Origin of the sequence: Arthrobacter sp. NEB 688 (genome assembly GCF_013201035.1) — a bacterium.
Lineage (GTDB): Bacteria > Actinomycetota > Actinomycetes > Actinomycetales > Dermatophilaceae > Phycicoccus.
The window spans coordinates 1,600,476-1,610,686 of sequence record NZ_CP053707.1 but is presented as its reverse complement, the minus strand read 5'-3'; the positions used below and the strand labels follow the sequence as shown (position 1 = coordinate 1,610,686).

Genomic DNA, 10,211 nt, shown 5'->3' with positions numbered 1-10,211 from the left:
CGGCGTCAGATCTTCTGGGGGACGACTTGGAAGTACACCGCGCTGATGACGAAGTTGACGACGAACAGGAGCATGAAGGTGATGACGACGGCCTGGTTGACCGCGTCGCCGACACCCTTCGGGCCGCCGCCGGCGGTCAGCCCCTTGTACGAGGCGACGAGCGCGGCGAGCATCCCGAAGAGCAGCGCCTTGACCTCGGCGGTCACGAGGTCGGCGGTCTGCGCGAGGGCGGTGAACGAGGCGACGTAGGCGCCGGGCGTCCCGCCCTGGACCATGACGTTGAAGACGTAGCCGCCGGCGACGCCGACGACCGAGACGAGGCCGTTGAGCAGCGCGGCGACGATCATCGTCGCGAGGACCCGGGGCACGACGAGGCGCTGGATCGGTGAGATGCCGAGCACCTCCATCGCGTCGACCTCCTCGCGGATCTTGCGCGAGCCGAGGTCGGCGCAGATGGCCGAGCCGCCCGCGCCGGCGACGAGGAGCGCGGTGACCAGCGGCGAGGCCTCGCGCACGACCGCGAGGACCGAGGCGGCGCCGGTGAACGACTGGGCCCCCAGCTGCCGGGTCAGGGTGCCGAGCTGGAGGGCGATGACCGCGCCGAACGGGATGGACACCAGCGCCGTCGGGACGATGGTCACCGAGGCGACGAACCACGCCTGCTGGATGAGCTCCTTGAGCTGGAAGGGCCGCTTGGGCAGCGCCCTCGCGACGTCGAGGCACATCCCGAAGAACGAGCCGGCCTGGCGCAGGCCGCCGGTCACGACGCTCACGCCTGCGCTCCCGTGCGCACGCCGACGATGCCGGCCGTCGTCGAGGCGAAGCTGCCGGGGGGCGGGGTGACGCCGTTCGCCGTGCACCACTCCCCCGCCGTCCGCTCGGCCCGGCGCGGCGCCCCGTCGCTCGTCGGCAGCTGGAGCGGGATCGGCGGCAGCGGCGGGAGCTCCTGGCCGGACTCGGCCGCGAGCTCGTCGGCGTCCTTCTCCTCGGACATCCCGATCGGGCCGACGGTCTGGGCGTTGAGGAACTGACGGACCACCGGCTCCTCGGAGGACAGGAGCATCTCCCGCGGCCCGAACATCGCGAGGTGCTTGTGGTAGAGCAGGCCGATGTTGTCCGGCACCGTCCGGGCGGTGTTGATGTCGTGCGTGACGATGAGGAAGGTCGCGTCGATCTGCGCGTTGAGGTCGACGAAGAGCTGGTTGATGTAGCTCGTGCGGACGGGGTCCAGGCCGGAGTCCGGCTCGTCGATGAGGAGGATCTGCGGGTCGAGCACGAGGGCGCGGGCCAGGCCGGCGCGCTTCCTCATCCCGCCGGAGATCTCGCCGGGCAGCTTCTCCTCGGCGCCCGCGAGCCCGACGAGCTCCATCTTCTCGCGGACGACCGCGGCGACCTCCTTCTCGCTCTTGCGCGTGTGCTCGCGCAGCGGGAAGGCGACGTTGTCGAACAGGCTCATCGAGCCGAAGAGCGCGCCGTCCTGGAAGAGCACGCCGAAGAGCTTGCGGACCTCGTAGAGGTCGTCGCCGCGCAGCTGCACGACGTCGCGGCCGTCGATGACGATCGAGCCCCGGTCGGGGCGGATGAGCCCGACGAGGGTCTTGAGGAAGACCGACTTGCCGGTGCCCGAGGGGCCGAGGAGGACGGAGATCTCGCCGGCGGGGAGGGTGAGGGTCACGTCGTCCCAGATGAGCTGGCTCCCGAACCTCTTGGTCAGGCCGCTCACCGCGATCTCGACACCCATGTCGACCCTTCGTCGTGTGCGCTCCGGTGCGTGCGCGCCGAAGTTACCCAGTGGTAGGCCCCCGGCGCCGGACCATCAGACCACGAGCGGTCGGGTGACGACACGTTGAGGACCTATGGGTTTTCTCAGGTGGACGAATGCCCGTTCGCACGCCCGGACCCGGCCACGGAGACGGGTTCGGAGCCCTCCCCCCGACCGGATGGGTCCGGGGACGCCAGCGGGGCCCGACCGCGAACGGTCGGGCCCCGCTGGTGCGAAGCGAGTCCCCTCACGGGGACGGGCTCACTTGAGGGTGACGGTGGCGCCGGCGCCCTCGAGCTGCTCCTTGGCCTTCTCGGCCGCGGCCTTGTCGACCTTCTCGAGGACGGGCTTCGGGGCGCCGTCGACGAGGTCCTTGGCCTCCTTGAGACCGAGGGAGGTCAGCGCGCGGACCTCCTTGATGACGGCGATCTTCTTGTCGCCGGCAGCCTCGAGGACGACGTCGAACTCGTCCTGCTCGGCGGGGGCCTCGGCCTCGCCGGCGGCGGGGGCGGCGGCACCGGCGACCGCGACGGGCGCGGCGGCGGTGACGTTGAAGGTGTCCTCGAACTCCTTGACGAACTCGGAGAGCTCGATCAGGGTCATCTCCTTGAAGGCGTCAAGGAGCTCGTCGGTGCTGAGCTTGGCCATGATGGCGTCCTTTCGTTGATGCACTGTGCCGTGAGTGGCGGATTGTGTGGTGAGCGGGCCCGTGAGGGTCAGCTCTCGTCGCCACCCTCGGCGACGTCGGTGGCCGGGGCGTCAGCCTCGGCGGGGGTCTCCTCGGCCTCGGCCGGGGCGGCGGCGGTGTCCACCGGGCCCTCGGTCTCGACCTTGGCCCGCAGCGCGTCGACCGTGCGAGCGGCCTTCGAGAGCGGAGCGGCGAAGAGGTAGACGGCCTGGCTGAGCGACGCGTTCATGGCGCCGGCCAGCTTGGCGAGGAGCACCTCGCGGGACTCGAGGTCCGCGAGCTTGGTGATCTCCTCGGCGGAGAGGGTCTTGCCCTCGAGCACGCCGGCCTTGATCACCAGGAGGGGGTTGGCCTTGGCGAAGTCGCGCAGACCCTTCGCAGCCTCCACCGGGTCGCCCTCGACGAAGGCGATGGCGGACGGACCGACGAGCTGACCGTCGAACGCGGTCACCCCGGCGTCCTTGGCGGCGAGCTGGGTCAGCGTGTTCTTGACCACGGCGTAGGTCGCGTTGCCACGCAGGGTGTTGCGCAGGTCGGTGATCTGCTTCACCGAGAGTCCCCGGTACTCCGTGAGGACGGCGGCGTTGCTGCTCTGGAACTTCTCCGAGAGCTCGGCGATCGCCGCGGCCTTGTCGGGACGTGACATTCGGGCCTCCTTCCGTCGGGTCGGACCGACGGGAAGGGCCCGGGACGAGAACGAGCCCCGGCACAGGGCACGGGGCTCGGGGCGCACGACGGGTCGTGACGTTCCGGTACTTCGCAGCCTGCGCTGGTCGCCCACTCGCGGTGGATCCTTCGGTCACGTGCGGGTGCACGCGACGACCGGCGGTCTTTGGTCGTGGACCAGCGTACGGGACGCGGCCCCGTGCCCCAAATCGCCGTCGCGGCGCGCGTGGCCCGGACGCGCCCGCGGCGCCCCGGGAGGTCCCGGGGCGCCGCGGCGCATGGTGCGTGGTGCGGTCGAGTGGTCAGCTCGTCGGCAGCTCGAAGGTGCCGACCTCGCTCGCCGGCGGGGCCTGGACGGTGACGGGCTCGCCCCACTTGGAGTAGGTCATGACGAGCTTCTGGCCGGCCAGGTCGGTCGTGACCGTCTGCGGCAGGCCCTCGGCGTCGAAGGACATCTCGTAGGAGACGCCGTCGGGCATCTGCTTGAGCGCCTCCTCGGTGACCCCGGGGATGCCGGCCGCCTGCTTCTTGACCATCTGCGCGAGCTGGTCCTTGGTCAGCTTGACCTCGTAGGTCGTCACGCCGTCCTGGACCTTGGTCACGGTGCCCTTGACGCCGTCGACGTCCTTGAGCTGCTCGGTGGGGTTGGCCATCGCCGACTCCATCTGCTGGAGCATCGGCCCCATCATCTGCGACATGGAGTCCTTGCCCTGCGGGTCGATCTTGATCCACTGCTTGCCGCCGGACATCTGCTTGAACTCCTCGCCGCCCATGTACATGACCTTGTCGATGTACACGACCTTGAAGGACTGGCCGGACTCGGTCAGGTCCATCGCCATCTTCGGGGAGGAGCCGCTGTAGTCGAGGTCGGCCTCGATGGTCCCCTCGGTGCCGGTCGACATCGACATGTGGGCGGTCTTCTTCGCCTGGACGGCGGCCGCGCTCTGCTCGGCGAGGGTCTTCAGCTCGACCGTGTCGCCGACCTTCGCGGTGGGTGCCTTGCTCTCCTGCACGGCGGCGGCGGACGACGCGGCCCCGGTGGAGGTCTCGGTCGTGCTCGAGCCGCAGGCGCCGAGGGCGAGGGCCCCGGACAGGACCAGGGCGGACAGGACGGTGCGCTTCATACGGTGCTTCCCCCGATGGGTCGTCGTGGACGGAGGGCCCGTGGGGGCCGTCCGGGTTCTTGCCAGCGTACGTCTCCGACGACGCGGCCACCGCACCGGTTCCGGGTTCGTGACCACTTCGCGACCGCCCGGCCACCCCCCGGTCGCACGACGGAGCCCGCCGCCCCGGTGGGGGCGACGGGCTCCGTCGTGGTGAGGGACCGCTCAGGCGTCGGCCTGCTCCTCGAGGAGGTTGCGGGTCTTGCTGGAGTCGAGCGGGATGCCCGGGCCCATCGTCGTCGACAGCGTGGCCTTCGAGATGTAGCGGCCCTTGGAGCTGGCCGGCTTGAGGCGCAGCACCTCCTCCAGGGCGGTGGCGTAGTTCTCGACGAGGGCCTTCTCGTCGAAGGACGCCTTGCCGATGATGAAGTGGAGGTTGGCGTGCTTGTCGACGCGGAACTCGATCTTGCCGCCCTTGATGTCGGTCACGGCCTTGGCCGTGTCCATCGTGACCGTGCCGGTCTTCGGGTTCGGCATGAGACCGCGCGGGCCGAGGACCTTGCCGAGCCGGCCGACCTTGCCCATGAGGTCGGGCGTCGCGACGACGGCGTCGAAGTCGAGCCAGCCGCCGGCCACCTTCTCGAGGAGGTCGTCGGAGCCGACGTAGTCGGCGCCGGCCGCGGTGGCCGCCTCGGCCTTGTCGCCGTTGGCGAAGACGAGGACGCGGGCGGTCTTGCCCGTGCCGTGCGGGAGGTTGACCGTGCCGCGGACCATCTGGTCGGCCTTGCGCGGGTCGACCCCGAGGCGGAAGGCCACCTCGACGGTCTCGTCGTACTTGGCGGACGCGACGTCCTTGGCGAGGCGGACGGCCTCCAGCGGGCTGTACAGGGTGTCCGCGTCGATCTTCTCGGTCGCGGCGTTGTAGGCCTTGCTGCGCTTCATGTGCTGCTCCTGGGAGTGGTGGTGGAGTCGTGGTCGTCGGGCCAGCGCAGGCCCTGCCACAGGGGGTGGGACCGGGCTCAGAGCTCGGTCTCGATGCCCATCTGACGGGCGGTGCCGGCGATGATCTTCATCGCGGCGTCGACGTCGTTGGCGTTGAGGTCGGGCATCTTGGTCTCGGCGATCTCACGGAGCTGGTCCTTGGTGAGCTTGCCGGCCTTGGTCTTGTGCGGCTCGCCCGAGCCCTTCTGGACGCCGGCGGCCTTCTTGATGAGCTCCGAGGCCGGCGGGGTCTTCGTGATGAAGGTGAACGAGCGGTCTTCGTAGACCGTGATGACGACGGGGATGATGCTGCCGCGCTGGTGCTCGGTCGCCGCGTTGTACGCCTTGACGAACTCCATGATGTTGACGCCGTGCTGACCGAGCGCGGGGCCGACCGGGGGCGCCGGGGTGGCGGCACCGGCCTGGATCTGCAGGTTGATGTACCCGGAGACCTTCTTCTTGGGGGGCATGTCTGTCCTTCTTCGGTGGTGTGGGCCGACGCCGTGGGCGATGACCCCTTTGCAGTGTCCGCGGGTCCCCCGCGAAAGGGGCCTCCGGTCAGATCTTGGCGACCTGGCCGAAGGAGAGCTCGACCGGGGTCTCCCGGCCGAAGATCGAGACGAGCACCTTGAGCTTCTGGGTGTCGGCGTTGATCTCGGAGATCGTCGCCGGCAGCGTCTCGAAGGGGCCGTCCATGACGGTGACCGACTCGCCGACCTCGAAGTCGACGACGGTCGCGTCGCCCGAGGAGGAGCCGGAGGAGGAGGCGGAGCCACCGGACGCGGCCGCGGCGGCGGGCGTCTCGAGGTCGGCCGGCTTGAGCATCGTGAAGACCTCGTCGAGGGTCAGCGGCACCGGCTGGTGCGCGTTGCCGACGAAGCCGGTGACGCCCGGCGTGTGCCGCACGGCGCCCCACGACTCGTCGGTGAGGTCCATCCGGACGAGGACGTAGCCGGGCATCCGGACGCGGCGGACGAGCTTGCGCTGCCCGCTCTTGATCTCGGTGACCTCTTCCATCGGGACCTGCACCTCGAAGATGTAGTCCTCCATGTTGAGGGACTGGGTGCGGTTCTCGAGGTTGGCCTTGACGCGGTTCTCGTAGCCCGCGTAGGAGTGCACGACGTACCAGTCGCCGAACTTCGAGGCGAGGTCGTCCTTGAACGCCTTGACCGGGTCGACGGCGTCGAGGACGTCGCCGTCCTCGTCGACGGGGGTGGCCGGCTCGTCGTCCTCGACGTCGGCATCGGCGTCGGCGTCGGGCGCCTCGTCGGTGGTGTCGTCCGCGGTCGCGTCGTCGGCGACCTCGTCGGCGGTGGTGTCACCGTCGTCGTCGGTGCCGGCCTCGCGGGCGGCGTCGAAGGACTCGGCCGCGGCGGCGTCGACCTCCTGCACGGGGGTGTCGTCGACGGGAACCTCTGCGGTGTCGTCGGACCCCTGCTGGGGGGTGTCGGTCCACTGGTCGGACACGGGTGACCTCTTCCTTCGTCTGGCGGGTGCCGGGGGCGGGTGCGCGCGGAGGCGCGCGTCAGGAGCCGAGGACCAGGCCGACGAGCTTGCTGAAGCCGAGGTCGAGCCCGGACACGATCGCCATCATCACCGTGACGAACACGATGACGACGAGCGTGTAGTTCCAGAGCTCGTTCCGGGTGGGCCGGACGACCTTGCGGAGCTCGTCGAGGATCTGGCCGACGAACAGCCCGATGGCGCGGAACAGCCGCGAGACGGGGTTGCCGCCGCGCTCACGGCCCTTGGCGGGGCGGGAGCCGGCCTCGGTCTGGCCCAGGTCGGTCACGACTTGCCTCTTCACGTCGAGCTGGTCGGTTGCGGATGCCTACGGCGCGGCACGACCGTGAAAGGGGACCCGGACGACGCCGGGCCGCAGATCGTGGACGTACCACACGTGCGACGCAGGGCAGGAGGGACTCGAACCCCCAACCGCCGGTTTTGGAGACCGGTGCTCTACCAATTGAGCCACTGCCCTGTGGGACCGCCGTTGGGTGGCGGGCCCGGGGTGGTGCGACCTTCTGACGGGCACGCCGACATGGTGGTCACACCGAACGGACAGCATACGTGACGCCCCGGCCCCGGCGCGAACCCGCCCCGGGGCCGGAGGTCACCCCACCGGCCGGACGCGAGGTCAGCGCAGGGGGAAGGCGCCGTACATCATGCGGTGGTTCGACGGGGTGAACTGGGTCTTCACGCTGCCGCCCTGGCGCGCCGTCTTCGCAGCCCACGAGAACACGTAGTCGTACTTGCGGTCGGTGTTCTTCTTCACCCGTCCGATGGTGAACAGTCCGGCGCGCGCCTCGTTCCCCGTGCCGGCCGTCTGGTTCAGCTCGACGAAGTCGCCCCGGGCCTTGGTGCCGAGCGCGTACATCTGGGCCATCTCCCGGTCCGTCGGCAGGCTGTTGAAGTCTCCGCCCACGAGGACCGGGTTCTGCGCGTTCCACAGCCGCGCCTTGTCCTTGATCGCGCGCGTCATCGTCAACCGGAGCGCTGCACGGTCGGCCTCACGACCGGAGGGCAGATGGGTGGAGCACGCCCGCGTCGACTTCTTCCTGTAGGTGAAGTTCAGGCACGCGAGCCCGTAGGACTGACCCTTGTCGGGCTCCTCGAGGAGGGTGACCGAGTTGCCCTGACCCTTGGCGCCGCGCTGGTTGAGCATGACCACCTCGCCGATCACACCATCCGAGCAGTCGCCCTGGTTCGTCCGCCGGATGTGGAACTCCCTGGGCCCCTTCCCGTCGAGCTGCTTCAGCATGCTCTGGCAGACCTCTTGGAGGAACACGACCTCCGGACCGGGCGACTTGGCGCTGTCGGCCAGCGCGAGGACCTTCTGGAGCGCCTCGGGCTTCTTGGCCACGTTGTGCGTGATGACGCGGATCGAGCCCGTCGCGGCCTCGGCCGGTGCGGCCGTCGTCACCGTCGTCGCGAGGCCTCCCCCGGCCACGACCGCCGCCGCGACCGCCGTGACGGTCAGCCGGGCCTTCATCCCCCGTGTGGAACGCATGTGTGACTTCCTCTCGCTGTGCGGGGCACCGCTCGTCGGCCCCCTCCGACGACCCTCGCAGGGGCCCGCGTCCCACGCCATGGGGAGCGCTCCCCGCCCGCGCGGACGTTCTGGGACGATGGCCGGGTGAGCACCTCAGCCGCCTCCCGCACCCCCCTCGCCGAGCGCTCCCCCGAGGAGCTGCGCGCGTTCGCCGACGAGCAGCGCGCCGCCTACACGGCCCTGCGCGAGCGTGGGCTCTCCCTCGACCTCACGCGGGGCAAGCCCAGCCCCGAGCAGCTCGACCTCGCCGAGCGCCTCCTCACCCTCCCCGAGGGTCACCGCGACGCGGCGGGCACCGACGTGCGCAACTACGGCGGGCTCGAGGGGCTGCCCGAGCTGCGCTCGATGTTCGCCGAGCTCCTCGGCGTCGACGCCGACCAGGTCGTCGCGGGCGGCAACGCGAGCCTGACGATGATGCACGAGGTCCTCGTCGACCACCTGCTGCACGGCGGCCTCGGCTCGCCGCGGCCGTGGAAGGACGAGGAGAAGGTCACCTTCATCTGCCCGGTGCCCGGCTACGACCGGCACTACACGATGCTCGAGCACTACGGCATCGAGATGGTCACCGTCCCGATGCTCGAGGACGGCCCGGACGTCGCCGCCGTCGAGGCGCTCGTCAAGGACGACCCGAGCGTCAAGGGCCTGTGGATCGTGCCCACCTACGCCAACCCGGCCGGCTCGGTCGTGACCCAGGAGGTCGCGGCCCGTCTGGCGTCGATGCCCACCGCCGCCCCCGACTTCCGCCTGTTCTGGGACAACGCCTACGCGCTGCACCACCTGACGAGCGACGAGGCGAAGTCGGCGGACATCCTCTCTCTCGCCTCCGCCGCGGGGAACCCGCACCGCCCGATCGTCTTCGCGTCGACGAGCAAGATCACCTTCGCGGGGGCGGGCGTCGCCTTCCTCGCCGGGTCGCGCGAGACCGTCGCCTGGTACCTGTCGCACCTGAAGTTCGCGTCCATCGGGCCGGACAAGGTCAACCACCTGCGCCACGTGCAGTTCTTCGGCTCGGCCGACGGCGTGCGCGCGCACATGGCGAAGCACCGCGACATCCTCGCGCCGAAGTTCGCGGCCGTCGGCGAGGCCCTCGCGGACGGGCTCGCGGGGCTCGGCATCGCCGAGTGGAGCACCCCGCGCGGTGGCTACTTCGTCAACCTCGACGTGCCGGACGGGTGCGCGTCGCGCGTCGTGCAGCTCGCGAAGGAGGCCGGCATCGCGCTCACCCCGGCCGGGGCGTCCTTCCCCTACGGCAAGGACCCGCGCGACCGGAACATCCGTCTCGCACCGTCGTTCCCGTCGCTCGACGAGGTGCGCACGGCGATGGCCGGGGTCGCGACGTGCGTCGCCCTCGCCGCCGCCGAGCAGCGGCTCGCCGACGTAGGCTGAGGCGATGAGCGACCAGCCGGAGAACGTGACCGACGACCTCGGGAGCTACTCCCTCGACGACGAGGACCAGCTCCAGCCCGAGGACACCCTCGACGGGGCCGTGGACCCGCTGGACCGCGGCTACTCCCCGCCCGAGAAGCTGCACGGCTCCCTCGCCCACGGTGTGACCGCCGAGGAGCAGAGCCGTGACGAGACGATCGAGGAGCGCATCCACCAGGAGGTGCCGGACCCCACGTCGGCCTACGGCGCCCCCGACAACGAGTCCGGCCTCGACGTCGACCGCGTCGGCGGCGACGACCCCGACGCCATCGACGCCGAGGACGACTGGCTCGGCGACGGCGAGGTCGGCGACGAGCGCGCCGGCCGGCTCGTGGCCCCCGACGAGGGCCTGGCCGAGGACGACGAGAAGGACCTCGTGGGTGACGACGTCGGCATCGACGGCGCCGCGGCCTCCGCGGAGGAGGCGGCGATGCACGTCGTCGACGAGGAGACCTCGGAGGAGTGAGCGAGGCACCGGCCGGGAGCACCCCGGCGGTGCGTCGTGAGGACGGCCGCGTCCCCTCGGGGGCGCGG

12 protein-coding genes and 1 tRNA gene are annotated in these 10,211 nt (G+C 70.7%); 2 read left to right on the top strand and 11 right to left on the bottom strand.

The features are described 5' to 3' along the window. Positions 1-5: 5 nt before the first annotated feature. From HL663_RS07625 to HL663_RS07575, 11 genes are all read right to left on the bottom strand, one after another. Positions 6-773: an MlaE family ABC transporter permease gene (locus HL663_RS07625; RefSeq protein WP_286176000.1), complete on the bottom strand. Its 768-nt coding sequence runs from the start codon at positions 771-773 to the stop codon at positions 6-8. Continuing rightward, positions 770-1,741: an ABC transporter ATP-binding protein gene (locus HL663_RS07620; RefSeq protein WP_173027784.1), complete on the bottom strand. Its 972-nt coding sequence runs from the start codon at positions 1,739-1,741 to the stop codon at positions 770-772. The genes HL663_RS07625 and HL663_RS07620 overlap by 4 nt, the downstream gene beginning before the upstream one ends. A 282-nt stretch (positions 1,742-2,023) precedes the next feature. Further along, a complete protein-coding gene (gene rplL / locus HL663_RS07615) occupies positions 2,024-2,410 on the bottom strand; it encodes a 50S ribosomal protein L7/L12 (protein ID WP_173027783.1) in 387 nt (128 codons plus the stop codon). A gap of 68 nt (positions 2,411-2,478) precedes the next feature. Then, positions 2,479-3,096 (bottom strand): 50S ribosomal protein L10, encoded by a 618-nt coding sequence (rplJ, locus tag HL663_RS07610; protein ID WP_173027782.1) that lies wholly within the window; start codon positions 3,094-3,096, stop codon positions 2,479-2,481. Positions 3,097-3,418: 322 nt separating this feature from the next. After that, complete coding sequence (locus HL663_RS07605) at positions 3,419-4,240, bottom strand: SCO4651 family lipoprotein (RefSeq protein WP_173027781.1); 822 nt, start codon at positions 4,238-4,240, stop codon at positions 3,419-3,421. A 204-nt stretch (positions 4,241-4,444) separates the two neighbouring features. Then, positions 4,445-5,161, bottom strand: a complete 717-nt coding sequence (rplA, locus tag HL663_RS07600) for a 50S ribosomal protein L1 (RefSeq protein WP_173027780.1) — start codon at positions 5,159-5,161, stop codon at positions 4,445-4,447. A gap of 77 nt (positions 5,162-5,238) precedes the next feature. Then, the gene (gene rplK, locus HL663_RS07595; RefSeq protein ID WP_030526801.1) at positions 5,239-5,670 is read right to left on the bottom strand and encodes a 50S ribosomal protein L11; all 432 of its coding nucleotides are present in this window, start codon (positions 5,668-5,670) and stop codon (positions 5,239-5,241) included. A gap of 88 nt (positions 5,671-5,758) precedes the next feature. Then, a complete protein-coding gene (nusG, locus tag HL663_RS07590) occupies positions 5,759-6,667 on the bottom strand; it encodes a transcription termination/antitermination protein NusG (protein ID WP_216842702.1) in 909 nt (302 codons plus the stop codon). 58 nt (positions 6,668-6,725) lie between these two features. Beyond that, the gene (secE, locus tag HL663_RS07585) at positions 6,726-6,992 is read right to left on the bottom strand and encodes a preprotein translocase subunit SecE (protein ID WP_030526799.1); all 267 of its coding nucleotides are present in this window, start codon (positions 6,990-6,992) and stop codon (positions 6,726-6,728) included. Positions 6,993-7,108: 116 nt separating this feature from the next. Next, positions 7,109-7,181: transfer RNA gene (locus tag HL663_RS07580), tRNA-Trp, on the bottom strand. 156 nt (positions 7,182-7,337) lie between these two features. Then, complete coding sequence (locus HL663_RS07575; RefSeq protein WP_173027779.1) at positions 7,338-8,210, bottom strand: endonuclease/exonuclease/phosphatase family protein; 873 nt, start codon at positions 8,208-8,210, stop codon at positions 7,338-7,340. A gap of 126 nt (positions 8,211-8,336) precedes the next feature. Here HL663_RS07575 and HL663_RS07570 point away from each other — a divergent pair, with 126 nt between their 5' ends. Together HL663_RS07570 and HL663_RS07565 are read left to right on the top strand one after the other, a co-directional pair. Continuing rightward, complete coding sequence (locus tag HL663_RS07570; RefSeq protein WP_173027778.1) at positions 8,337-9,638, top strand: aspartate aminotransferase type Ic; 1,302 nt, start codon at positions 8,337-8,339, stop codon at positions 9,636-9,638. A 4-nt stretch (positions 9,639-9,642) separates the two neighbouring features. Next, positions 9,643-10,143, top strand: a complete 501-nt coding sequence (locus tag HL663_RS07565; protein WP_173027777.1) for a DUF5709 domain-containing protein — start codon at positions 9,643-9,645, stop codon at positions 10,141-10,143. Positions 10,144-10,211: the final 68 nt, after the last annotated feature.

What these genes read in the sequence shown, in the direction of transcription:
- rplL (WP_173027783.1), bottom strand. Translation starts at nt 2,410, where the DNA reads ATGGCCAAGCTCAGCACCGACGAGCTCCTTGACGCCTTCAAGGAGATG.
- rplJ (WP_173027782.1), bottom strand. Translation starts at nt 3,096, where the DNA reads ATGTCACGTCCCGACAAGGCCGCGGCGATCGCCGAGCTCTCGGAGAAG.
- HL663_RS07605 (WP_173027781.1), bottom strand. Translation starts at nt 4,240, where the DNA reads ATGAAGCGCACCGTCCTGTCCGCCCTGGTCCTGTCCGGGGCCCTCGCC.
- HL663_RS07620 (WP_173027784.1), bottom strand. Translation starts at nt 1,741, where the DNA reads ATGGGTGTCGAGATCGCGGTGAGCGGCCTGACCAAGAGGTTCGGGAGC.
- HL663_RS07575 (WP_173027779.1), bottom strand. Translation starts at nt 8,210, where the DNA reads ATGCGTTCCACACGGGGGATGAAGGCCCGGCTGACCGTCACGGCGGTC.
- rplK (WP_030526801.1), bottom strand. Translation starts at nt 5,670, where the DNA reads ATGCCCCCCAAGAAGAAGGTCTCCGGGTACATCAACCTGCAGATCCAG.
- HL663_RS07565 (WP_173027777.1), top strand. Translation starts at nt 9,643, where the DNA reads ATGAGCGACCAGCCGGAGAACGTGACCGACGACCTCGGGAGCTACTCC.
- rplA (WP_173027780.1), bottom strand. Translation starts at nt 5,161, where the DNA reads ATGAAGCGCAGCAAGGCCTACAACGCCGCGACCGAGAAGATCGACGCG.